Genomic DNA, 22911 nt, shown 5'->3' with positions numbered 1-22911 from the left:
GGCACGACGACCAGTTCCCGCTCGTCGTGTGGCAGACGGGCTCGGGCACCCAGTCGAACATGAACGCGAACGAGGTCATCGCGGGGCGGGCCAACGAGATCCTGACGGGCACGCGCGGCGGCAAGTCGCCGGTCCACCCGAACGACCACGTCAACGCCAGCGCCTCGTCGAACGATACCTTCCCGACGGCGATGCACGTCGCCGCCGCGCTGGAGGTCGACCGCCGCCTGATCCCGGCGCTGCGCCACCTCCACGCGACGCTGCAGGCGAAGGTCGAGGCGTGGGCCGACATCATCAAGATCGGCCGCACGCACACGCAGGATGCGACGCCGCTGACGCTGGGCCAGGAGTTCGGCGGCTATGCGGCGCAGCTCGCCAGCTGCCGCCACCGCATCCTGGGCGCGATGAACGGCAATCTGCGCAAACTCGCTATCGGCGGCACGGCAGTGGGCACCGGGCTGAACGCGCCGGCGGGCTGGGCCGAGGACATGACCGCCGCCATCACCGACATCGCCGGCACCCAGTTCGAGAGCGCGCCCAACAAGTTCGAGCAGCTCGCGGCCAAGGACGGGCTGGTGTTCTTCGCGGGCGCGCTGACCACGCTGGCGGTGGCGCTGACCAAGATCGCCAACGACATCCGCCTGCTCGGCTCGGGCCCGCGATCGGGGCTGGGCGAGCTGTCGCTGCCGGCCAACGAGCCGGGCAGCTCGATCATGCCGGGCAAGGTCAATCCCACCCAGTGCGAATCGCTGACGATGGTCGCGGCGCAGGTGATCGGCAACGGCCAGGCGGTGACGATCGGCGGGATGCAGGGGCATTTCGAGCTCAACGTCTTCATGCCGCTGATCGGCGCCAACGTGCTGCGTTCGATCAGCCTGCTCAGCGTGGGCATGACCAGCTTCGCCGAGCGCTGCGTCGACGGCATGGTCGCCAACGAACGGCAGATCGCCGAGCTGGTCGGCCGCTCACTGATGCTGGTGACCGCGCTGGCCCCGGCGATCGGCTATGACGCCGCCGCCAAGATCGCCAAGGAAGCGCACGCGCATGACGAGACGTTGAAGGAGGCGGGGCTACGCCTGGGTCTGGTAGACGAGGCGACGTTCGATCGGCTGGTGCGGCCCGAGCTGATGATCGGGCGCTGATCGTCATGCCGGGCTCGTCCCGGCATCCACGCCAGCACTGGCCCAAATGGACGAGCAGTCTTCCGACATTCGCCGCGTTCGGTGGTGGATGCCGGCACGAGGCCGGCATGACGACCGGGGAACCTTCTCACCAGCACAACGCTCTTTCCCCAAAGGAGACGTGACGTGAGCGCAACGACCATCGGTGGGCTGATCGGGGCCGCAATCGACAGCATGGGCGGCGACGGGGACAGCAATGTCGACGGCGCGATCAAGGGCGCGGTGATCGCCAACGTGCTCAAGGTGGTGCTGCCGCTGGCGGCCACCTACGCGGTGGGCTGGGCGGTGCTGCGCGGCGCCGGCGTGCTCAAGGACCGCGCGTTCGGCGGGGGCGAGGCGTGATTGGCCGCGCAATCGGGGCGCTGGTCGGCGCGGAGGTCGAGCGGGGCCGCGGCGAGAGCGGCCTCAAGGGCGCGCTGATCGGCACCGTCGCGATGGCCGCGCTGCGGCGCATGGGGCCGCTGGGCCTGGTGATCGGCGGCGGCTGGGCCGCCAAGCAGGCCCTGGACCGCCGGCGGGCGGCACGGGCCTCCTCGGCGGGTTGACGCTTCAACCTGCCGCACGCCAAAGGTGGACATGGCCACCGCCACCCCCGCCGATCCGCACGGCTTCCGCCGCCGCGGCGTCCTGTTCGTGCTGTCGTCGCCGTCGGGTGCGGGGAAATCCACGATCGCGCGGATGCTGCTCGAGTCCGAGCCGGAGCTTGCCATGTCCGTGTCGGCGACGACCCGGGCGATGCGGCCGGGCGAGGTCGACGGGCGCGACTATCATTTCGTCGACCTGGAGCGGTTCCGCACGATGGTGGCGGACAACGCCTTCATCGAATGGGCGCACGTCTTCGGCGAGCGGTACGGCACGCCGCGCGCGCCGGTCGACGCCATGCTGTCGAGCGGCAAGGACGTGCTGTTCGATATCGACTGGCAGGGTGCGCAGCAGCTGCACCAGATCGCCGGCGGCGATGTCGTGCGCGTGTTCATCCTGCCGCCGTCGATGGAGGAGCTCCATCGCCGCCTTACCAGCCGCCGCACCGACACCGTCGACGTCATCGATCGCCGGATGGCGCGCGCGGCGAACGAGGTGAGCCACTGGGACGGCTATGATTATGTGCTGGTCAATGGTGACGTCGAGACGTGCTTCGCGGGCGTGCGGACGATCCTGGCGGCGGAGCGGCTGCGGCGCTCGCGGCAGACCGGACTGATCGGGTTCATCCGGGGATTGACGCGCAGCTCGTGACGGCGCGCGCCACCCTTAGCTTCGGGACAGCCGCAAGAAGCTGATCGCCGCATCGAACTCGCGGCGGCGGTGGGCGCGGCGGTCCTGCGCGAGGGGGTCGACGCCCCACAGCTCCGCCTGCCAGTCCTCGTCGACATGCGCCGCAACCCAGGCGGCGTCCGGCGCGATCGCCCCCTCGACCAGCGCGAGGCCGAGCAGCACCGAGCCCGCGAGCGTGACCAGCGGCGCCAGCGCGGCGAGCGTCCACGCGTCCTGGCTGCCAACCGCCTCGCCGAGGCGCGTGAGCGTGGCCGCAGGTTGCGGGCGGTGCATGATCCCCGCGACGGTTTCGACATGCACGTCGTAGCGCCGACGTGCCCAGGCGAGCACCGGGTCCCAAGCCGCCGTCTGGCGCGCCACGAGCTCGGGCGGGTTCTCGGCGCGGTAGCAGAGCAGGTCGCTCTCGCCGTAGCGCGCGAGGCCCGCGGCGAAGCTCGCCGGGTCCGGCGCGATCCGATCGACCGCGGCGTTGGCGAGGCCGGTGAGCGGCATCGCGCGCGGATCGAGCGTATCGCCGACCGCGCGCCACTCGTCCGCGACCGCTTCGGCGAGCGCGGCGGTGGGAAGCAGCAGCATCGCGCGGCCAGGCGTGCGCACGGGCCGGCCGTCCAGCGCCACGCCGCAGTCGGGCGTGACGGCGACCGCCGTCCAGAACCGCTTCACGCGTCGGGCGTCCGCCAGCGATGCGCCAGCGCGCGCGGCACCGTGGCGATCATCAGCAGCGCCGACAACACGATCGCGATCCCCAGCGCCTGCGGCCCCGGCATGTGCGCGCGGCCGATCAGCACCAGCCCGAACACCGCACCCGCCGAGCCCGCGAGGCGGACAAGCGTGAGCGCGAGCCAGCGCCGGCGGGCGAGGGCGGGGGAGACCGGGATCATCCCCGCCTTATGGCGGCGAAGCGTGGTTCAGGCCAGCCGCGCGATCGCGTCAGCGGGCGCCGACGACCGTCGGATCGGGCTTGGCGAACACACTGGGATCGAAGTGCGCGGGCAAGGGCGTGGCGACAGCGTCGGGCTGCACCGGACGGCCATAGGCGGCCTGCTGCGCAGGGTTGTCGAAGAAGGGCATCGGCTCGGCGAGATACGCGGTCACCGCCGACCCGGCGGGAATGACGGCGCTGGTGCCGTGGATCAGGAAGCCGAGCACGCTGACGAAGGCGATGGTGCCGACCGACAGCGCCGTTCCGCTCCTGCCCTCATGGTGCGCCTGACCGGTCAGCCGGACCGGGCCGGTCGGCGTGTCGATGTAGAGCAGGCGGATGCCCAGCTTGCCCTTGACGCCGAAATGGCCGTTGCGGTCCGCGTGCGCGACCTCGCCGACGACGATCGAGCCGACCGGCACGACTGTCTGGCCGCGATAGGTCAGCGGTTCGGCGACCTCCAGATAGATGCGGTCGCCCGACTTGTTGTCCTTGGTCGAGAGCTGCGTGCGCGTCGTCAGCGCCAGGGCCGTCCCCATCGGGAAATAGATCAGCCGATCCGTCACCGCCTGACGATAGATCGGGCTGTAATAGCTCTGCTGCGCCTGCGCCGGCGCGCTCGTCGCCACGCCAATGATGGCCGCCGCGGTCATCCACCCCTTCATTCGTCGTCTCCCGGTTTCATTCGGGTGTGTCGATAGGCGGCAGGCCTGACGAGACCGTGGCGGATCGTAGTTAAGACGGCGGCAGGATGTCCGCTGCGGAGTTTCCGTTCCGGGCCAGTGCAGCAGTGTTCATCGCGTCGGCCAGCGCGTCATGGCCCCGGGCCTGCAATCCGGCGATGACACCCGCGCGGTCCGCTTCGCTCTTGTTCTGGCTGAGCTTGGTCGTGCCGCGGATGACGGTGACTTCCAGCTCGAAGCCTTCGATCCCGCGGAGCATCGCGGCGATGGCGGCGGGATCGGTCTTGGCGCGGGTCCAGGGGCCGGGGCGAGGCTCGTGCGCGTCGGCGAGCGCGTCGAGCTGCTCCAGCAGCGCCGCCTCGGGCAGCGCCCGCGCGATGCCCTCGATCTCGATCGCGACATAGTTCCACGTCGGCACCTGGTTGCCGGGGCGGACATACCAGTTGGGGCTGACATAGCCTTCCGGCCCCGCCAGGCTGGCGAGCACGGCCGCGCCGTCGAGGTGCGGGTGCAGCCGGTTGGCGCGCGCGAGATGGAAGCGCAGCCGGTCGTCGTGCCGTGTCACCGGCGCGTGCGCCACCATCGGCCCGGCCGCGGTGGCGACGAACAGGTGCGCGAAGCCGATCGCGGCGGCTTGGTCCAGCAGCGCCGCCGGATCGGGCCGGAAGGCCGGATGGGGGTGCATCAGGTCTTGCCGCGCCCGCGTCGTTCGCCGCCTCCACGATCGCGGCGCTCGCCCTTGCGGGCCTTGCGGACGTCCTTGGCATGCGCCTTGGCGGCCTGCTTCTTGTCGGCGCGCGTCGGCGGCGCGCGCTCGTCGAGCGGCAGGCGATCGCCGAGCGCCTCCTCGAAGCCCAGCGCCTTGAGGCTTTCGGCGAAATGCGCCGGCAGCTCGGCCGCGACGTCGATCTGGCCGCCGTCGGGGTGATCGACGCGCAGGCGCCGGGCATGGAGGTGCATCTTGCGGCTGATGCCGCCGGTCAGGAACGCCGCCGGGCCGCCATATTTGCCGTCGCCAACGATCGGGTGGCCGATCGCGGCCATGTGAACGCGGAGCTGGTGGGTGCGGCCGGTGAAGGGCTGCAGCTCGACCCAGGCGGTGCGGTTGCCGGCGCGCTCGATGACGCGGTAGCGGGTCCGCGCGGACTGGCCGGCCTCGCCCTCATCGACGTGCATCTTCTCGCCGCCGGTGCCGGGTTGCTTGGCAATCGGCAGGTCGATCATGCCGTCCTCGACCGAGGGCACGTCCACGATCAGCGCCCAATATACCTTCTTCGCGGTGCGACCCGAGAACGTCTTGGCGAAGAAGGCCGCCGCCCGCGCCGTGCGAGCCACGAGCAGCGCGCCCGAGGTATCCTTGTCGAGCCGGTGGACCAGTTTCGGCCGGCCGCCGTCACCAGCATAAGCGTCGAGCAGGGCGTCGACATGCTCGGTGGTCTTGGTGCCGCCCTGGGTGGCGAGGCCGGGCGGCTTGTTGAGGACGAGCGCCTGCGCGTCGCGGTGGATCACGAGGTCCTGGGCGAAGGCGAGCTGATCGGCCGTCAGCGGCGGCCGCTCGGGCCGGGTGCGGGCAGGCGGGCGGGGCGGCTCGGCGGGGGGCAGGCGCAGCTGCTGGCCGGCCTGGACGCGGTCGCCCGGCGTCGCGCGCGCGCCGTCGATGCGGAGCTGGCCGGTGCGCGCCCATTTTGCGACGGTGGTGAAGCTGGTCTCCGGCAGGTGGCGCTTGCACCAGCGATCCAGCCGGATGCCGTCGTCGTCGGGCGCGACGGTGAACTGGCGGACGGCCTCGCTCATGCGGCCCCCCCGGTCAGCGCCCGCGTGACGGCGAGACCCGCCGCGAGCGCCACGATCGACCCGACCACGGAGGCGAGCACATAGCCGAGCGCCGCCATCGCCGCGCCGCGCTCCCACAGCGTCACCGCATCGAGCGAGAAGGACGAGAAGGTGGTGAACCCGCCGAGCACGCCGACGCCCAGGAACAGCCGCCAGCCCTCGGCGAGACCGAAGCGGAGCAGGAGCCCGGCGAGGAGCCCCATCAGCAGCCCGCCCGCGACGTTGATCGTCAGCGTCCACCACGGGAAGGCCGGCCCGAGCAGCGCCAGCATGACGCGCCCGACCAGGTGCCGCGCGCCCGCGCCGAGCGCGCCGCCGAGCATGACGAGAAGAAGTTGCACGCCCGTGCCTCTATCGCAGCCGGGCCGTGGCGGGAACCCGCGGGATCAGCGGCCGGCGTTGCTCACAAAGTCCACATCTGCGCCGCCGCCCGGTCGCGCCGCGACATAGGCCATGAAGGCGTCGTCGCCGCGCGTGCCGCCCACCACGTCGATCGCGCCGTCGCGCTGGTGCTCGGGCGCGTAACCCGCCGCGCCCGCGCGGGTGTAATACCATATGATCACCCTGGCGGGCGCGGCGGTGCTGGCGTAGCTGACCACGCGCAGGCGGCAGCGGCCGGCATCGCTGCCCGCCGCTTCGGCGACGCGGGCGTCGGGATAGAGCGGCAGGTCGGCGGGCAGGCGGTTCGCCCAGCCCGCGGCATAATGAACGACCGCGGCGCAGCGCGCCACGCTCGCCCGGCGTTGCGCGAGGGCAAGCGCGCGGCGGGGCGTCGCGGCATCGACCGGATCGGGGCGCGGCGGCGGCTTCACCGCGGCGGCGCCGGATCGCTTCGTCAGAGTGGGATCGACGGTGATCCGGTCGTGCAGCGCCTGCGTCACCGCTGGCCTGCGCCGGGCGGCGTCGGCGTCGGTCAGCTCGCGGTCGAGGCTGTTCAGGTCCGGCGGCTGGTCGGCCGCGCGCCCGCAGCCCGCGAGCAGGAGCAGCAGGGCGAGGACGGAACGTGCCATGCCGGCGCCGTGGCGCACGGCGCGTAAAGATCGGGTTTGCGTCGGTAAGCAGGCGGCGGATCGCGTTCCATCCCCGTTATCCACAGGCCGGGCACCGGCGATCCCGCTTGGCGCGACTCGGGCGGCGTGACAGCTTGCAGTCATCGGATCGGACATGAAGCGGGTCCCCCGCGGAAGGTTCGGGCCGAGGCCGCCGGAAGGGCCGGAGATCGCCGCGAGGCGAGCGATGGTCGGAACGGTGGGCGGGACTTCCCGCGTCTCTCCGGCGCCGGTCGCGCAAGCGATCCGGCGAAGGAGCGAACCGAAACCGCAGCAGGACAGGCCCGTCGTTCGCGGCGCGGCGATCAGGTTGCGGAGGTCGCAGGCGGGACGGCCAGAGCCGGGGCGGGTCGCTCTTCATCGAGCGGAGCGCCGAAGGCGGGCGGGTCGGCCAACGATCGCAGCGAAGCGTAGGATCGTCGGCCCTCGGGCGCGGCGATCCGCGCCGAGCAGGTCGCGCGGCCGACGGGCGGAAACGCGTATCCTCACCGATGCGCGAGCCTCCGTCGCCGCGACGACGGCCAGGCGAACCGCCCGCGCCGCTTCGGCGGCGAGCTGGGGCCGGGATTCGCGCGATCGGGTGCCATGACGCCCGGGGTTTATCTTCAGCGACACTAGGCCCAATGACCAACGGGCGCGATGCCGGCTCTTCTTTTGCGCGTCGCGGCTCGTGATGCTCCGACGCAAGAGCGGGATAGGCCCGGCCGCCGCGGCGCGACGCTGTTCCCTTGTATTTCGGGGCGAACGGCCGACGAGCTTGGGGCTCGCTCCTGTTCTGTTGCGAGGCGGAGAGCCTGCGGGCATGGCTGCGGCGATGAAGCGCCATCGCTCGGACCCGACGGACGCGGGCATTCGGCCGCCGCACGCGCCTCGGCCAGCGCAAAGCTGACGTGCCAACCTTCCATCCCGTGGCGGTCGTGCCCGCGCTTGGCCCCTGGCTCGACGTTGCGGGCCTGGCGGTGTTCGCCGCCTCGGGCGCGCTGGCGGCCGCCAAGCGCGGGCAGACCTTCGTCACGCTCGCCTTCTTCGCGCTGGTGACCGGCGTCGGCGGCGGCACGGTGCGCGATCTGCTCATCGGGGCGCCGGTGTTCTGGGTGCACGACGCTCAAGCGGCGACGGCGTGCCTCCTGGTCGCGGCGGTGATCTGGGTGGCGCCGGAGCGGTGGTGGCGCGGGCAGGCGCTGGACTGGTTCGATGCGGCCGGACTGGCCGCCTACGCCGTGTTCGGCGCGGCCAAGGCGCTCGGCTACAGCATCCCGCCAGTGCCGGCGGCGCTGATGGGGGTGGTGACCGCGTGCGTCGGCGGCATCATCCGCGACGTGCTGGCGGGAGAGCCTTCGATCCTGATGCGTCCCGAGCTTTACGTGACCGCGGCGGCCCTGGCGGCGGCGTCGTATGTCGTGCTGGAGCGGATCGGTGTTGCGCCCCCGATCGCGGCGAGCGTGGCGGCATTGGCGGGTTTCGCGCTGCGCGCCGCCGCGATCCGCTGGCGGCTGCGGCTGCCGGCCTATCGCGGCCGGCGCTGAGCCTTTCAGCCGGCCTTAAACATTGAAAGATATCGGAAGCGCATGCCTGCCGCCGCGCGCTCGCCCGATGCTCAGTCTCGCACCGATCGGCGCGGCGCACTCCGCCACCCGGTCGCCATGGAAGGCGTCCTCGCTTCTACCGCCGGTGCGCCCGAAAAGGTGATGCTGACCGACATCTCCGAACAGGGCTGCCAGATCGTGCGCCCGGCGGGGCTGGCCGGGGGCGGCGCCATCCGGCTGAGCTTCGGCGGCTTCGCGCCGTTCGATGCGACCGTGGTCTGGACTTCGCGGGGGGCGGCCGGGCTGCGGTTCGACTACCCCGCGCACCCCGCGCTGATCGCTGAAGTCGTCGCGGCGGCGGACGGGCGCAAGCGGGGGCAACGGCTCGCCCCCGAGCTGGTGCGACGCGCGGCGCGGGAACGGCTGTGGCACCTGCGGACGCCGGCCCGTTTCGCGATCCGCTCACCCCAGGGCGCGTGGCAGCCCCCGTTCAGCGGCACGCTCGCCGACCTCTCGGCCGAGGGATGTCGCATCGTCACCCAGGTCGCGCTGCTGCCCGGCACCGAGCTGCAGGTCACCGTCGCGCACCGTGCGCCGCTGATCGGCGAGGTGCGCTGGAGCGGGGCGGAGGGGATCGGCGTACGCTTCCTCGAGCCGCTATCGGCCGCCCTGGTGGAGAGCGTCGCACAGGAGATGTGGACGGACGAGCCCGCCGCGCGCTGAGGCGCGGGCGACCCTATTCGCTGCCCAGGATCCCGCCCAGCAGGCCGCCGACCACAGCGCCCGCCGCGCCGCCGCCGGCCAGCCGCCCGAGCCCCGCGCCGACACCCGCGCCCGACACCTCGCGGTCGCCGGGCAGGTGACGCGCGATCTCCTCGGCCAGGTTGAGGATCGGCATCGACTGCAGCCAGATGCGGCCCGGCCCGGTCAGCGTCGCCAGGAACAGGCCCTCGCCGCCGAACAGGACGTTGCGGAAGCCCTGCACCATGCGGATGTCGGTGCCCACCGTCGGCTCCTGGATGCCGATATGGCCGGCATGGACGTTGAGCCGCTCGCCGGGGCCGAGCTGCTTCTCGATCACCTCTCCCGACAGGTCGAGCCAGACCGTGCCCGGGCCGCTCACGCGCTGCAGGATGAAGCCCTCGCCGCCGAACAGCCCCGCGCCGAGCCGCTGCTGGAGCACGATGTCGAGCATCACCGACGTCTCGGCGCACAGGAACGTCTCCTTGCGGCAGACCAGCGACTGACCGGTGACGAGCGCGAACGGCAGGATGGTGCCGGGGAAGCGCGGCGCGAAGGCGACCCGGCCGGCCGTGTCGGCGGTATAGTCGGTAATGAACAGGCTGCCGCCCGATACCGCGCGCTTCAGCCCCGTCAAGAAGCCGCCCCCGGTATGCGTGTCCATCGCGATGCCGTCGGTCATCCACGCCATCTGGTGCGTCTGGCTGTAGACCCCTTCGCCGCGTTGCAGGTCGATGGCGACGGTCTGCATCACCGTGCCGCTGATCTCGTACCGCATCCCCGTCGCTCCCCTCAGTTCCCTGCCAGCCCGACCTCGGCAAAGCGCCGCGGCGGAACCGGCGCGGTCGCCGGCTCGGCCAGCGCGCATTGCCACTGGCCGACATCGATCCAGCGCCCGTGCTTCCAGCCGATCTCGCGCAGCACGCCGGCACGGCGGAAACCGACCCCCTCGTGCAGCGCGATCGAGGCATCGTTGGGCAGCGCAATGCGCGCGATCGCCTGGGTGAAGCCCTGCGCGCGGAGCGTATCGACCAGCGCCTCGTAGAGCAGCCGTCCCGCGCCCTGGCGCTGCGCCGGGTCGGCGACATAGACCGTAGTCTCGACCGCCCAGCCATAGGCCGGGCGGTTGCTCCAGGGACTTGCATAGGCATAGGCGAGCACGCCGCCGTCATCCTCGCCGCTGGTCGCGACCAGCCACGGGTAGAGCCCGTCCGGACCGGCCATCCGCGTCCGCATCGCGCGCGCGTCCGGGGCCTCGGTCTCGAACGAGGCGACGCCGACCAGCACGTGCGGCGCATAGATCGCGGCGATCGCGCCCGCGTCCTCGGGCCGCGCGGGCCGGAGCGCGATCACGCCGTCAGTTTCCCCAGGCCAGCTTCGCCAAGAGCCAGTCGAGCAGCCGCGTGTCGCCGGGCTGCGGCGCGGTCGGCCCCAGCCCGCCGCATTCCAGGCAGCGCGCCTGGATCGAGCCCGCCGCGGCGAGTCGCTTCACGTCGCCGATCGCGCGGGCGACGAGATCGCGCTGCTGGGCGGCGACGTGCGCGAAGGCGTCCCCGCCGGAGGCCGCGCCCGCATCGTCGTCGTCCTTGTCGTTCCAGCCGGATACCAGCTGCGCCACCCAGCTCGGCTGCTTTTCGAGATACTCCGCATGGACCTTCGCGGGATCGAGCTTCGCCCGCCGCGCCGCCTCGGCGATCGCATCGGACAGCGTGCCGAACCGGTCGACGAGGCCCAGCTGGTGCGCCGAGCCGCCGTCCCAGACGCGGCCCTGGCCGATCTCGTCGACGCGCTGCGGCGTCAGGTGGCGCGCGGCGGCGACACGGCCGACGAACTCCCGATAGCCGTGCTCGATGCCTGCCTGCAGCACCGCGTCGAGCACCGGGTTGGTGCCGGCATAGATGTCGGGCTGGCCGGAGAGCGGGGTGGTCTTCACCCCGTCCGCGGTGACGCCGATCTTGGCGAGCGTCTTCTCGAAGGTGGGGATGATGCCGAAGATGCCGATCGAGCCGGTGATCGTGCCCGGCTCGGCGAAGATCGCGTCGCCCGCGGTCGACACCCAGTAGCCGCCCGACGCGGCGAGCCCGCCCATCGAGGTGACGACCGGCAGGCCCTGGCGCTTGGCCTCCAGCACCGCGAGGCGGATCTGCTCGGAGGCGAGCGCCGAGCCGCCGGGCGAGTCGACGCGGATCACCACCGCCTTCAGGTTCTTCTTGGCGAGCCCGTCGAGCATCGCCCTGGCGAGCGTGTCGCCCGCCGCGGTGCCGGCGCCGCCCTTGCCGTCGACGATGTCGCCCGCGACCGTCAGCACGCCGATCGCGTCGCCGCCCTTCGGGAGCGGATTGGCCGCGACCCAGTCGGCGTAGCGGACGGTGTCGAAACCGCCGGCCAGCTTGGTGCGAGCATGCCCCGCCAGCTCGGCCACGCGCCGACCGAAGGCGAGGCGGTCGCCAAGCTTGTCGACCAGCCCGGCGGCGAGATTGGCGCGCGCGACATCGCCGCCGGTGGCCAGCACCGCCTTGTCGGGCTGGGCGAGGAAGGCGTCGACCTGCGCCTTGGGTCGGGCTTGGTGCACCGCCTCCTTCCACTGTGCGAGCAGCGTGCCGTACAGCGCCTGGCTGGCGGCGCGCGCGTCCGGGCTCTGGTCGGCGCGGATATAGGGTTCGACGAAGCTCTTGTAGCGGCCGACGCGATAGACGTGCGTGGTGATCCCCAGCTTGTCGATCAGGCCCTTGTAATAGAGCTGCGACCCGCCGGGGCCGGAGAGCAGCGCGCCGCCCATCGGATTGACCCAGATCTCGCTGGCGTTGCTGGCGAGGCGATAGGCTCCGTCGGTATAGGCGGTCGCATAGGCGAGCACGGGCTTGCCCCCGTCGCGGACGCGGCGAAGCGCGTCGCCGACCTCGCCCAGCGCGGCGGGGTAGGCGCCGCCGAACGAATCGAGGTCGAGCGCGATCGCCTTCACGCGCTTGTCGGTGCGGGCGGCGTCGATGGCGCGGACGACATCGCGCAGGCGGAACTGGTGCGCGGCGTCCTGCCCGGACAGGCCCGCGAGCGCGCCCTGATCCGACGGTTGCTCGACGATCGCGCCGTCCAGCTTGAGCAGCAACGCGCCGTCCCCGATCGGCTTCGAGCCCGGCCGGGCATTGAGCGCGGCGAACAGCCCGCCGAAGAACAGGAGCAGGAGGATCAGGACCAGCGCGTCCTTGATCCCCACCAGCAGCTTCCACGCGCCACGAACCAGCTTCACCGGCTATTCTCCTTCGCCCCGTCGCTTAGCCGAAGGTGTATGGCGTGAGCAATACGCGCGGAGCGCTCGACGATGCGCTGCGTTGAAGGTGCCCCATCCAGGAGCCTTTCCGATGCCCGATCTTCCGCCCCGCATGCAGGCCGTGCGGCTTCACGGCTTCGATGCCGCCGGGCTGGTCGTGGAAGCGACCGCCATTCCGCAGCCGGTGGACGACGAGGTGCTGGTCCGGGTCCGCGCCGCCAGCGTCAACCCGGTCGACTACAAGATCGCGCAGGGGAAGTTCCCGCCGGTGCAGGCCAGGGACCTGCCGATCACGCTCGGCCGCGACCTTGCCGGGGTGATCGAGGCACGCGGCACGCGCGCGCACAACATGCTGAGCGCGGGCGATCGCGTCATGGCGCATATCGGCTTCGACCGCGGCGCGCAGGCCGAGTTCGTGGTGGTGAAGGCGGTGGAGCTGGTCGCGATCCCGGATGGCGTCGACTTCGCCGCGGCCGCCGGCGCGGGGCTGGCGGCGATGACGGCATGGCAGGGGCTGTTCGACCATGGCGCGCTGCAGCCTGGCGAGACGGTGCTGATCCATGGCGGCGCGGGCGGGGTCGGGCACCTGGCGGTGCAGTTCGCACGTGCCAAGGGCGCGCGGGTGATCGCCACCGCCGGAACGGACGATCTCGATTTCGTCCGCGGCCTCGGGGCGGATCAGGTGATCGACTATAAGAGCGAGCGCTTCGAGGACGTGGTAAGCGACGTCGATCTGGTGCTGGACCTGATCGGCGGCGAGACCGGCGAGCGCAGCCTGCCGGTGATCCGCGACGGCGGCCGGCTGGTCTCGACGCTGGAGCCGCCCAAGGCGGCGGGCGGCCGCGACGTCACGATCGCGCCGCGCTGGATGGCCGAACCCAATGGCGCGGAGCTGGGCGAGATCGCCGACCTGATGGCGGCGGCCAAGGTGAAGGTGACGGTGAGCGAGACCTATCCGCTCGCCGAGGCGGTGGCGGCCTATGAGCGGCAGGAGAAGGGCCACGTGCGCGGCAAGATCGTGTTGACGGTCGAGTAGCTCCACCAGCGCCGCTCAACGTCGTCATCTCCGTGGAGGCGGGAATCCATTCGTCCCGTCCGGCATATGAAATCCCGCCGACGCGGGGATGACGACGATGGGAAATCGGGTGGCAAGTCGACCATTGACGGCGGCTTGCTCTCTCCGCGCTACCGCAGCCAGCTTCCTTCAGAGGCGGCGGCTTACCGCTCCGTGGCCAGAGCCTCGACCAACCCGATCAGCAGCCGGTGCGCGGGCGTCGGCACGCCGTGCCGCTCTCCCATGCGGACCACCACGCCGTCGCGCGCGTCGAGCTCCAGCGGCCGGCCGGCACGCAGGTCGTTGTGGAGGGAATTGCGCAGGCCCGGCGCCTGTGCCCGGTAATAGGCGACGACCTCGTCGGCGAGGCCGGGCGGCAGGTCCGCTCCCTCCGCCCGGCCGACCGCGGCGCATTCCTCTGCCAGTGTATGCAGCGCCGCCGCGACGCCGGGCTGTCGCGCCGCGCCGAACGGGCGGTCGATCAGCGTCAGCGCGATCCCGCACGAGTTGATTGCCAGCTTGCGCCAGGCGACGGTGGTCCAGTCGGCGCTGGTCCGGCCGTCGAGCGGGGTGTCGGCGAATAAGACGGCGAAGGCGCGCCCGGCGTCGTCGTCGGGCGCGGTGAGGGCACCGTAACGGTGGACCGTGACCTGGCCGGGGCCGACGCGCTCGGCGGGGATGTCGACGATGACGGGCACCAGCCGCTCCGGTGCGACCAGCCCGGCGAAGCGCGCGCGATGCTCGACGCCGTTCTGCAGCACCGCGACGCGCGTAGCGGGTCCGATCAGCGCGGTAAGCCAGGCCGCCGCGCCGGCGATGTCATAGGCCTTGGTGCAGACCAGCACCCAATCGACCGGCCGGGCGACGGCGGGGTCGGTCCACACCGGCGGGGCCGCTTCGATCCGGCCGTCGGGCGCATCGATGACGAGCCGTGCGACGGGTGTGCGGGCGCACAACGTGACCGTGTGACCTGCGTGCGCGAGCAAGGCTGCCACGGTGGCGCCGATCGCGCCGGGTCCGACGACGGCGATGTCGGACACGGCGTCGTGGGGTTGCAAGGCGGCCGAGGTCAGGTAGTGCGCGTCCGGCGGCCCACGCCCATGCGCGCCAGCTCGGGCTCGCGGTCGATCCACTGGTGCTTGAGCGCGCCGGCGACGTGCAGGACGAACAGCGCGAGCAAGACCCAGCCGCCGAGCGAGTGAACGGTCTCGATCCGCTCGTGCAGGGCGCGCTGCTCGGGCACGCGGTCCGGCGTGCGGCCGATCTCGTTGATCGCCCCAATCATCGGGACGGGAACGACGCCCCAGAACATCGGCGCTTGCCGCCGCCGTGGCGCCGGCGCGGTCTTGCCCTGCTCGCCGGGCTTGGCGCGCACCGGCGCCGGGCGATGCTCGGCCGGATGCGCATCGGACCACGCCGCCCCGGGCGAACCGACCGGCGGGCGCGCGGAGATCATCGCCCAGCCGGAAAAAGGTATCAGCAGCATCGCCGCGTAGAGCAGGAAGTGGACGCCATGCGCCAACCCGCGCTCCCAGCCCTGCATCGGCAGCAGCCGCGGCGGCTTGTGCGTCAGCCGCCAGACCACGCGCGCGACGCTGAGGATCAGGATCGTGAGCCCGGAGGAGACGTGGAAGACGAAGAACCAGCGCGGCAGCACGTCGTTCAGCAGGCCGGAGGTCAGATTGTAGAGGATCGCCGTCGCGATCAGCCAGTGCAGCGTGATCGCGACGCGCGTGTAGCGCTCGGTCGCCATCGCGCGGCGTTCGGGATCGACGTGGGCGGTGATGGTGGCCACAAGCTGAACTCCCCGATCGTTGGCGGCACCATTCTAGCCCGGCCGCGCGTCGTTCCGCCAGCGCCGTCTGGCCCCTTTGACCGCGGCCCCGCCGGCGCGCTAGGCGCGGGCGATCATCCGCAGCTGCCAGGGAAGCCGTTTCCGCATGAAGAGCCACGACGTCCGCACCTACAAGTCCGCCGAGCCGCTCGCGCGCGAGGACCAGCTGGCCTGGAAGCTGGCCGCCGTCGCCACCGACGCCGTTGCCGTCGAGCCGGCGGTGATCGACATGATCGGCAACCGCATCATCGACAATGCCGCCGTCGCCGCCGCCTCGATCGCGCGCGGCCCGATCCGCTCGGCGCGCGCGCAGGCGCTGGGCCATCGCTCGGCGAAGGGCGCCACGCTGTTCGGCCTCGCCGCCGACACGCTGGTCAGCCCCGAATGGGCGGCCTGGGCGAACGGCACGGCGGTGCGCGAGCTCGATTTCCACGACACCTTCCTCGCCGCCGATTACAGCCATCCCGGCGACAACATCCCGCCGATCCTCGCCGTCGCGCAGGTCAAGGGCTGTGACGGGGCGGCGCTGGTCCGCGGACTGGCGGCGGGCTACGAGATCCAGGTCGATCTGGTCCGCGGCATTTGCCTGCACGAGCACAAGATCGACCATATCGCGCATCTCGGGCCGAGCGCGGCGGGCGGCATCGGCGCGCTGCTCGGCCTGTCGACGGAGATCACCTATCAGGCAATCCAGCAGGCGCTCCACGTCACCACCACCACGCGCCAGAGCCGCAAGGGCGAGATCTCGACCTGGAAGGCGTTCGCGCCCGCCTTCGCGGGCAAGATGGCGATCGAGGCGGTCGACCGCGCCATGCGCGGCGAGGGCGCGCCGTCCCCGGCCTATGAGGGCGAGGACGGGTTCATCGCCTGGCTGCTGTCCGGCCCCGACCATGTGTATCAGGTGCCGCTGCCCGAGCCGGGCGAGGCCAAGCAGGCCATCCTCCACACCTACACCAAGGAATATTCGGCCGAGTATCAGAGCCAGGCGCTGATCGACCTCGCCAAGAAGATGGGGCCGCGGATCGGCGATCTGACCAGGGTGAAGGACATCCTGATCCGCACCAGCCACCACACCCACAACGTGATCGGCACCGGCGCCAACGACCCGCAGAAGATGGACCCGACCGCCAGCCGCGAGACGCTGGACCATTCGATCATGTACATCTTCGCGGTCGCGCTGGAGGATGGCGGCTGGCACCACGTCCGCTCCTACGCGCCCGAGCGCGCGCAGCGGCCCGAGACGGTGGCGCTGTGGCACAGGATCGCGACGGTCGAGGACCCGAAATGGACCGAGCGCTACCATGCCCCGGGTGCCGACAAGGCGTTCGGCGGCCAGGTGATCGTGACGATGGCGGACGGCTCGGTGATCCAGGACGAGCTGGCGATCGCCGACGCGCACCCGCTCGGCGCACGGCCGTTCGGGCGGGCGCAATATGTCGAGAAGTTCCGCACGCTGGCGGACGGCATCGTCGAGCCGGCCGAGCAGGATCGCTTCCTCGCGCTGGTCGAGCGGCTGCCTGAGCTCTCGGCGGAGGAAGTCCGGCAGCTCAACTTCGTCGTGCCCGCGGACCGGCTCGGGGCGGAACCGCCTGCCGGAATTTTCTGATCGACCGTCGTCCCCGCGCAGGCAGGAACCCATATGCCTCCCGCCGGGACTGAATGGGTCCCCGCCTGCGCGGGGATGACGAACGAAGAAGGACAAATTGATGTCTGATGCCCCCGCCTTCAAACCCAAGAAATCAGTCGCCCTGTCCGGCGTGACCGCCGGCAATACCGCGCTGTGCACGGTCGGCCGCACCGGCAACGACCTGCATTATCGCGGCTACGACATCCTCGATTTCGCCGAAGCCGCCGAGTTCGAGGAGATCGCGCACCTGCTCGTTCATGGCCGCCTCCCCAACGCCGCCGAGCTCAAGGCCTACAAGACGAAGCTGAAGGCGCTGCGTGGCCTGCCCTATGCGGTGAAGGAGGCGCTCGCCGCGCTTCCCGCCGCCGCGCACCCGATGGACGTCATGCGCACCGGCGTATCGGCGCTGGGCTGCGCGCTGCCGGAGAAGGACGATCATAACACGCCCGGCGCGCGCGACATCGCCGATCGGCTGATGGCGTCGCTCGGCTCGATGCTGCTCTATTGGTATCACCTGTCGAACAACGGCCGCGAGATCGACGTCGAGACCGACGACGACACGATCGGCGCTCATTTCCTGCACCTGCTCCACGGCGCGCCGCCGCCGGAGAGCTGGGTGAAGGCGATGCACACCAGCCTGATCCTCTACGCCGAGCACGAGTTCAACGCCTCCACCTTCGCCGCGCGCGTGATCGCGGGGACGGGCGCCGACATGCATTCGGCGATCACCGGCGCGATCGGCGCCCTGCGCGGCCCCAAGCATGGCGGCGCCAACGAGGTCGCGTTCGAGACCCAGAAGCGTTACGCCACGCCCGACGCGGCGGAGGCCGACATCCGGCGCCGCATGGAAGCCAAGGAGGTCATCATCGGCTTCGGCCACCCCGTCTACACGATCAGCGACCCGCGCAACGTCGTCATCAAGCGGGTGGCGAAGGCGCTGGCGGACGAAGCCGGCTCGTTGACGCAATGGGCCATTGCCGACCGCATCGAGACGGTGATGATGGAGGTGAAGAAGATGTTCCCGAACCTCGACTGGTTCTCGGCCGTCTCCTATCACCTGATGGGCGTGCCGACCGCAATGTTCACGCCCCTGTTCGTGATCGCCCGCACCAGCGGCTGGGCCGCGCACGTCATCGAGCAGCGCGAGGACAACAAGATCATCCGCCCGAGCGCCAATTATGTCGGGCCGGAGGATTTGACGTGGGTGCCGCTGGCGGAGCGGGGATGAGTGCCTACGAAATCGGCGCGGTAAAGATGGTTACGGCGTAGGCGATCCAAGCAAAGATAGCGACGACATATAGCCTCTTAAAGTTTCGTACGCGGAGGTTCAGCTCCTCGTCATTGAGAGACTTATAGTCGTGGCCGCGAGTGAACTTCCAAAGTGCCTGATGTGGAAAGATCGCCTTCTTCTCGATCGCCAAGAATGTATCGGGATGTTTTTCGATCAACCGGTCGCGTATCTTCTTGACGAACCAAAACTGAAGCACACAGCAGACCAAAAACACAGCAAACGGCATCAATATGTAGCCGGGCACCCGTGCTCTCCCGTCTCGATCGTATCATCAGGATCAATCAGGCGCGATCATAGCGCAAGAAGATTAGGAACCTCATGCCCTACCTCCTCGCCTCCGACCTGCCGACCGAACCCGCCGGCAAGCGCTTCCGCGCCGCGCTCCAGCGGCCCGGCATCTACCAGCTGCCCGGCGCGCATAACGGGCAGGCGGCGATCCAGGCGCGCAATGCCGGGTTCGAGGGGCTATACCTCTCCGGCGCGGCGATGACGGCGAGCATGGGGCTGCCCGATCTCGGCATCATCACCGTCGACGAGGTGGCGTTCTTCATCCGCCAGATCGTCCGCGCCGCTGGCCTGCCGCTGCTGGTCGACGGCGACACCGGCTATGGCGAGGCGCTCAACGTCATGCACATGGTCCGCACCTTCGAGGAGGCGGGCGCGGGCGCGGTGCATCTGGAGGATCAGGTGCTGCCCAAGAAGTGCGGGCACCTGAACGGCAAGAGCCTCGTTCCGCTCACCGACATGGCCGCCAAGGTCGCAGCCGCGAAGAAGGCGGCGCGCGACCTGGTGATCGTGGCGCGCACCGACGCGGTGGGCGTGGACGGCTTCGACGCCGCCGTCGAGCGCGCGCGCGCCTATGTCGACGCGGGCGCGGACGCGATCTTTCCCGAAGGGCTCACCAGCCGCGAGATGTTCGAACGGTTCCACGCCGCGCTCCCTGACACCCCGCTGCTGGCCAACATGACCGAGTTCGGCAAGACGCCGTTCTTCACCGCGAGCGAGTTCGAGGCGATGGGCTACAGGATGGTGATCTGGCCCGTCTCGTCGCTGCGCGTCGCCAACAAGGCGCAGGCCGAGCTCTACGCCTCGATCCGCGCGCACGGCGGCACCCACGAGATGGTGGACCGGATGCAGACCCGCCAGGAGCTGTACGACACGATCGGGCTGCACGACTATGAAGCGCTGGATGCATCCATCGTGAAGACGATCGTGCCGCAGGGCATGCCGCAGGACGTGTGAGCCTTGTCGCCATTTGGCCTTTACATTATCATGGTATGTGAAGGAGCCGATGATGCAGACCGCTCGTGTGACCGTGTTGATGACTCCCGAGCGCAAGGCTGAGCTGGAAGCGCATGCCGCTGGCTTGGGCGTATCGAGTGGCGAGTATATCCGTTCGGCGGTGGACGACTATAATCCAACCGCGTCCGAAGAGGCCGAGCTGGCTGCTTTGGTAGAGGAGCTCAACATCGCGGTTCCGCAAATGCAGCAGACGTTGGAGCGTACTTCCGAGCGGCTTGCGGATACGCATCGCAAGGTAGATGCGATGCTGCGGGAATGGGGTGTTCGCGCGTGAGCGGCTTCAGCGATGTGCTGAAGGGTATCCGCGAGGTGCTGCTGCTGCTGCAAAATACGGTCGCAGACCTCGCTATCAACACGAGAAAGTTGGCGGGCGACCTTGAAGCCCTGGCGGTGGCGCACGGGCAACTGCGCGACCGGGTCTCCCGCCTCGAAGGATTTCTCGAAGGCGCGGCCGCCATGCGCCGCGATCCTCCGATGCTTCCCCCGGCATAGCCCGAGACTATAGCGCCGACATGACCGACCGCCCCGTCCTCACGCCGCCCGACGGCCACAAGAAGGTGCTCCTGCACTCCTGCTGCGCGCCGTGCTCGGGCGAGGTCATGGAGGCGATGACGGCGTCGGGGATCGACTACACGATCTTCTTCTACAACCCGAACATCCATCCCAAGGAGGAATATGTCCTCCGCAAGGAGGAGAACATCCGCTTCGCCGAAGCGCACGACGTGCCGTTCGTCGATGCCGATTACGATACGGTGAACTGGTTCAAGCGCGCCCGCGGCATGGAGTGGGAGCCCGAGCGCGGCGCCCGCTGCACCATGTGCTTCGACATGCGGTTCGAGCGCACCGCGCTCTATGCCCACGAACACGGCTTTCCGATCATTACCTCGTCGCTCGGCATCTCGCGCTGGAAGAACATGGCGCAGATCAACGATTGCGGCGAGCGGGCGGCCGAGCGGTATCCGGACCTCGCCTACTGGACGTTTAACTGGCGCAAGGGCGGCGGCGGCGCGCGGATGATCGAGATCTCCAAGCGCGAGCAATTCTATCAGCAGGAATATTGCGGCTGCGTCTATTCGCTGCGGGACACCAACGCGCATCGCGTCGCCCAGGGGCGAACGGAGATTGAGCGGGGTGTGCTGTTCTATGGGGTGGCGGCGGCGGACTCCGAGTGAGGTCGCTGGCGCTCCCGTCACCAGCGTGCGGCAACATGCCCGCATGTCTGCCGTCGCGCTGGCGACCCCTACGGGGCTCGAACCCGTGTTTCAGCCGTGAAAGGGCCGCGTCCTAACCACTAGACGAAGGGGCCATCCGTGCCGCGACCTAGGGGAGGGCGCGGCCCCAAGTCAATCCGCCCAGGCGGCATCCTCGACATGCAGCTCGGCGGCGGGCTTCGCGCCCCAGTCGTCCAGCCTCGCACGGCCGGCGAGCCACAGCCGGCGGTGCGGCGCGGCGCCGAGCAGGGCCTGGCCGAGCGCGGTCTCGGCATGACGGAAGGCCATCGCCTTGAGGCTGCGGCCGTCGTCGCCGGCAACGATCGCCCGGACATGGCCGTTGCCGACCACCTCGGCGCGGATCACGCGCACCGGCCCCGCCGCCACGCGCGGGGCAGGCCAGCCGGTGCCGTAGGGGCCGCCCGCCTCCATCGCCGCGACGATCTCCGGCGTGACGCCGCCGGTGGCCAGCACCGCATCGAGCAGCAGCGCGCGGCCGGCGCTCGCCCGGTCGATCGCGTCCGCCAGCCGCTGTTCCAGGAAGTCTGCCAGCTCGCCGACGCGATCGGCCGCGATCGTCAGCCCCGCCGCCATGGCGTGGCCGCCGCCCGCGGACAGGATGCCCGCCTCCTTCGCCGCGAGGATCGCCGCACCCAGGTCGACGCCGGCGATCGAACGCCCCGAGCCCTTGCCAACGCCGGCTTCGTCCACCGCGATGACGATCGCAGGGCGACCGAGCTTCTCCTTCAGCCGTCCGGCAACGATGCCGATCACGCCGGGGTGCCAGCCGCGCCCGGCTACCACCGCCACGCGCCGACCGTCGGCCGCGAGCGCATGCGCCTCGTCCTGCACGCCCGCCTCGATCACGCGGCGATCGCCGTTTAGGCGGTCCAGCTCCGCCGCGATCGCGCGCGCCTCGTCAGGGTCGCGGGTGGTGAGCAGGCGGACGCCGAGGTCCGAACGGCCGACCCGGCCGCCGGCATTGATGCGCGGTCCGAGCGCGAAGCCGATGTCGCTGGCGCTGGGCGGCTTGGTCAGCCGCGCCGCCTCGATCAGCGCCGAGAGGCCCGGGTTGCGGCGCTGCGCCATCACCTTCAGCCCCTGCGCGACGAACGCCCGATTGAGCCCGCGCAGTTGCGCCACGTCGGCGACAGTGCCGAGCGCCACCAGGTCGAGATGGTCGAGCAGCCGCGGCTCGGGCCGGTCGGCGAAATAGCCGCGCGCCCGCAAGGTCCGGATCAGCGCGGCGGCGAGCAGGAAGCAGACACCGACCGCCGCCAGGTGCCCATGCGCGCGGCCGCCCTCCTCGTCCAGCCGGTTGGGGTTCACCAGCGCATGCGCGTGGGGGAGGGCGCTGGCGCATTTGTGGTGGTCCACCACCAACACATCGACGCCGGCGTCGCGCGCGGCATCCAGCGCTTCGAAGGCCTGCGCGCCGCAATCGACCGTCACGATCAGCGACGCGCCCTCCTCGGCGAGGCGCACCATCGCCGGGCCGGAAGGGCCATAGCCTTCGCTCACCCGATCGGGGATATACGGCCGCGCCTCGATCCCGAGCTCGCGCAGCACGAGCATGAGCAGCGCGGCCGACGTGGCGCCGTCCACGTCGTAATCGCCGAAGATCGCCACCGTCTCGCGTGACTCCACCGCGTCGGCGAGCCGGGCGGCCGCGCGGTCCATGTCGCGGAAATCGGAGGGATCGGGCATGAAGCCGCGGATCGACGGCGCGCGATGCTGCTCCAGCGCCTCGCGCGCGACGCCGCGGGATAGCAGCAGCTGGGTGACGAGGTCGTCCGCGCCGAGCCCCTCCGCCGCGAACGCGCGCCAGCGCCAGGGCTGGCCGAGGATCGAGCTGGCGATGTTGAGGACGTGCGTCACGGGCGGAAGTCGAGGCTAGGTTGAGGCGGATTGCGGGTTGTCGCGGCGGACATGTGACGGAGGCGGAGGAACGAGTTCTCGCCCGCCGCCACCCCGGCCTTATGCCTAGGTCCACCGGCAGACCGGGCACGGTCTCCCGCAGTTGCGCTACACCGCCGATGCTGGCGTGGATGCCAGCACAAGGCCGGCATGACGAGGTATGACGAAATCACTTCCCCGCCGTGGCACAGCGCGCCCGC

27 protein-coding genes and 1 tRNA gene are annotated in these 22911 nt (G+C 70.8%); 13 read left to right on the top strand and 15 right to left on the bottom strand.

From position 1 onward, the window contains the following. The 4 genes from ACFE64_RS03195 to gmk all read left to right on the top strand — a co-directional run. On the top strand, window positions 1–1142 hold a 1142-nt coding region (locus tag ACFE64_RS03195; protein ID WP_375391008.1), incomplete at its 5' end, for a class II fumarate hydratase. A gap of 165 nt (window positions 1143–1307) precedes the next feature. After that, window positions 1308–1523, top strand: coding sequence for a hypothetical protein (locus ACFE64_RS03190; protein WP_375391007.1), 216 nt, complete (start codon window positions 1308–1310; stop codon window positions 1521–1523). Next, window positions 1520–1726 carry a hypothetical protein gene (locus tag ACFE64_RS03185; protein WP_375391006.1) on the top strand — a complete coding sequence of 69 codons (207 nt, stop codon included), beginning with the start codon at window positions 1520–1522 and terminating at the stop codon, window positions 1724–1726. Before ACFE64_RS03190 ends, ACFE64_RS03185 begins: the two co-directional genes overlap by 4 nt. A 31-nt stretch (window positions 1727–1757) precedes the next feature. Then, a complete protein-coding gene (gene gmk, locus ACFE64_RS03180; RefSeq protein WP_375391005.1) occupies window positions 1758–2414 on the top strand; it encodes a guanylate kinase in 657 nt (218 codons plus the stop codon). Between the two features lie 15 nt (window positions 2415–2429). Here gmk and ACFE64_RS03175 read toward each other — a convergent pair whose 3' ends face one another. The 7 genes from ACFE64_RS03175 to ACFE64_RS03145 all read right to left on the bottom strand — a co-directional run bounded on the left by ACFE64_RS03175 (window position 2430) and on the right by ACFE64_RS03145 (window position 6901). Next, complete coding sequence (locus tag ACFE64_RS03175) at window positions 2430–3116, bottom strand: ATP12 family chaperone protein (RefSeq protein WP_375391004.1); 687 nt, start codon at window positions 3114–3116, stop codon at window positions 2430–2432. After that, entirely contained in the window at window positions 3113–3334 is a 222-nt protein-coding gene (locus tag ACFE64_RS03170; RefSeq protein ID WP_375391003.1) for a hypothetical protein, read from the bottom strand. Before ACFE64_RS03170 ends, ACFE64_RS03175 begins: the two co-directional genes overlap by 4 nt. A gap of 49 nt (window positions 3335–3383) precedes the next feature. Further along, window positions 3384–4040: a hypothetical protein gene (locus ACFE64_RS03165; protein ID WP_375391002.1), complete on the bottom strand. Its 657-nt coding sequence runs from the start codon at window positions 4038–4040 to the stop codon at window positions 3384–3386. Window positions 4041–4110: 70 nt separating this feature from the next. Continuing rightward, a complete protein-coding gene (locus ACFE64_RS03160) occupies window positions 4111–4743 on the bottom strand; it encodes an FMN-binding negative transcriptional regulator (protein WP_375391001.1) in 633 nt (210 codons plus the stop codon). Next, on the bottom strand, window positions 4743–5852 hold the full coding sequence (locus ACFE64_RS03155) for an RluA family pseudouridine synthase (RefSeq protein WP_375391000.1): 1110 nt from the start codon (window positions 5850–5852) through the stop codon (window positions 4743–4745). The genes ACFE64_RS03160 and ACFE64_RS03155 overlap by 1 nt, the downstream gene beginning before the upstream one ends. Next, window positions 5849–6214 carry a fluoride efflux transporter CrcB gene (gene crcB, locus ACFE64_RS03150; RefSeq protein WP_375391010.1) on the bottom strand — a complete coding sequence of 122 codons (366 nt, stop codon included), beginning with the start codon at window positions 6212–6214 and terminating at the stop codon, window positions 5849–5851. The genes ACFE64_RS03155 and crcB overlap by 4 nt, the downstream gene beginning before the upstream one ends. Window positions 6215–6277: 63 nt before the next feature. Then, entirely contained in the window at window positions 6278–6901 is a 624-nt protein-coding gene (locus ACFE64_RS03145; RefSeq protein WP_375390999.1) for a hypothetical protein, read from the bottom strand. 947 nt (window positions 6902–7848) lie between these two features. On the opposite strand from ACFE64_RS03145, the gene ACFE64_RS03140 reads away from it, so the two are divergent. Beyond that, window positions 7849–8466, top strand: coding sequence for a trimeric intracellular cation channel family protein (locus ACFE64_RS03140; RefSeq protein ID WP_375390998.1), 618 nt, complete (start codon window positions 7849–7851; stop codon window positions 8464–8466). A 42-nt stretch (window positions 8467–8508) separates the two neighbouring features. After that, window positions 8509–9189 (top strand): PilZ domain-containing protein, encoded by a 681-nt coding sequence (locus tag ACFE64_RS03135; protein WP_375390997.1) that lies wholly within the window; start codon window positions 8509–8511, stop codon window positions 9187–9189. A gap of 13 nt (window positions 9190–9202) precedes the next feature. Here the strand turns inward: ACFE64_RS03135 and ACFE64_RS03130 are convergent, their stop codons facing one another. The 3 genes from ACFE64_RS03130 to sppA are packed head-to-tail and all read right to left on the bottom strand — an operon-like array spanning window position 9203 to window position 12454. Beyond that, window positions 9203–9985 carry a TIGR00266 family protein gene (locus tag ACFE64_RS03130; protein ID WP_375390996.1) on the bottom strand — a complete coding sequence of 261 codons (783 nt, stop codon included), beginning with the start codon at window positions 9983–9985 and terminating at the stop codon, window positions 9203–9205. A gap of 14 nt (window positions 9986–9999) precedes the next feature. Beyond that, a complete protein-coding gene (locus ACFE64_RS03125; protein ID WP_375390995.1) occupies window positions 10000–10560 on the bottom strand; it encodes a GNAT family N-acetyltransferase in 561 nt (186 codons plus the stop codon). Window positions 10561–10564: 4 nt separating this feature from the next. Beyond that, window positions 10565–12454, bottom strand: coding sequence for a signal peptide peptidase SppA (gene sppA / locus ACFE64_RS03120; RefSeq protein WP_375390994.1), 1890 nt, complete (start codon window positions 12452–12454; stop codon window positions 10565–10567). Between the two features lie 112 nt (window positions 12455–12566). Here sppA and ACFE64_RS03115 point away from each other — a divergent pair, with 112 nt between their 5' ends. Further along, the gene (locus ACFE64_RS03115; protein ID WP_375390993.1) at window positions 12567–13511 is read left to right on the top strand and encodes an NADP-dependent oxidoreductase; all 945 of its coding nucleotides are present in this window, start codon (window positions 12567–12569) and stop codon (window positions 13509–13511) included. A gap of 182 nt (window positions 13512–13693) precedes the next feature. Here the strand turns inward: ACFE64_RS03115 and ACFE64_RS03110 are convergent, their stop codons facing one another. Both ACFE64_RS03110 and ACFE64_RS03105 read right to left on the bottom strand, forming a co-directional pair. Continuing rightward, on the bottom strand, window positions 13694–14569 hold the full coding sequence (locus ACFE64_RS03110) for a 2-dehydropantoate 2-reductase (protein ID WP_375390992.1): 876 nt from the start codon (window positions 14567–14569) through the stop codon (window positions 13694–13696). Window positions 14570–14598: 29 nt separating this feature from the next. Next, a complete protein-coding gene (locus ACFE64_RS03105) occupies window positions 14599–15324 on the bottom strand; it encodes a cytochrome b (RefSeq protein ID WP_375390991.1) in 726 nt (241 codons plus the stop codon). 145 nt (window positions 15325–15469) lie between these two features. On the opposite strand from ACFE64_RS03105, the gene ACFE64_RS03100 reads away from it, so the two are divergent. Both ACFE64_RS03100 and prpC read left to right on the top strand, forming a co-directional pair. Beyond that, window positions 15470–16969, top strand: coding sequence for an MmgE/PrpD family protein (locus tag ACFE64_RS03100; protein ID WP_375390990.1), 1500 nt, complete (start codon window positions 15470–15472; stop codon window positions 16967–16969). Between the two features lie 100 nt (window positions 16970–17069). Continuing rightward, window positions 17070–18218, top strand: a complete 1149-nt coding sequence (prpC, locus tag ACFE64_RS03095; protein ID WP_375390989.1) for a 2-methylcitrate synthase — start codon at window positions 17070–17072, stop codon at window positions 18216–18218. A gap of 4 nt (window positions 18219–18222) precedes the next feature. Here the strand turns inward: prpC and ACFE64_RS03090 are convergent, their stop codons facing one another. Then, window positions 18223–18525, bottom strand: a complete 303-nt coding sequence (locus ACFE64_RS03090) for a hypothetical protein (protein WP_375390988.1) — start codon at window positions 18523–18525, stop codon at window positions 18223–18225. A 74-nt stretch (window positions 18526–18599) separates the two neighbouring features. Between ACFE64_RS03090 and prpB the strand changes: the two genes are divergently transcribed. Genes prpB through ACFE64_RS03070 form a run of 4 tightly spaced genes read left to right on the top strand, consistent with a single transcriptional unit; the run spans window position 18600 to window position 20755 of the window. Continuing rightward, on the top strand, window positions 18600–19523 hold the full coding sequence (prpB, locus tag ACFE64_RS03085) for a methylisocitrate lyase (protein WP_375390987.1): 924 nt from the start codon (window positions 18600–18602) through the stop codon (window positions 19521–19523). A gap of 52 nt (window positions 19524–19575) precedes the next feature. Further along, window positions 19576–19857, top strand: a complete 282-nt coding sequence (locus ACFE64_RS03080) for a hypothetical protein (protein ID WP_375390986.1) — start codon at window positions 19576–19578, stop codon at window positions 19855–19857. Then, window positions 19854–20075: a hypothetical protein gene (locus ACFE64_RS03075; protein ID WP_375390985.1), complete on the top strand. Its 222-nt coding sequence runs from the start codon at window positions 19854–19856 to the stop codon at window positions 20073–20075. The genes ACFE64_RS03080 and ACFE64_RS03075 overlap by 4 nt, the downstream gene beginning before the upstream one ends. A gap of 20 nt (window positions 20076–20095) precedes the next feature. Next, window positions 20096–20755, top strand: a complete 660-nt coding sequence (locus ACFE64_RS03070) for an epoxyqueuosine reductase QueH (RefSeq protein WP_375390984.1) — start codon at window positions 20096–20098, stop codon at window positions 20753–20755. Between the two features lie 59 nt (window positions 20756–20814). Here ACFE64_RS03070 and ACFE64_RS03065 read toward each other — a convergent pair. Both ACFE64_RS03065 and recJ read right to left on the bottom strand, forming a co-directional pair. Beyond that, a tRNA-Glu gene (locus tag ACFE64_RS03065) sits at window positions 20815–20889 on the bottom strand. A 37-nt stretch (window positions 20890–20926) separates the two neighbouring features. Next, complete coding sequence (recJ, locus tag ACFE64_RS03060) at window positions 20927–22672, bottom strand: single-stranded-DNA-specific exonuclease RecJ (RefSeq protein ID WP_375390983.1); 1746 nt, start codon at window positions 22670–22672, stop codon at window positions 20927–20929. Window positions 22673–22911: the final 239 nt, after the last annotated feature.

The organism is uncultured Sphingomonas sp. (assembly GCF_964250165.1).
In the GTDB taxonomy this organism is placed as follows: domain Bacteria; phylum Pseudomonadota; class Alphaproteobacteria; order Sphingomonadales; family Sphingomonadaceae; genus Sphingomonas.
This window is presented reverse-complemented; position numbering and strand designations above follow the sequence as displayed.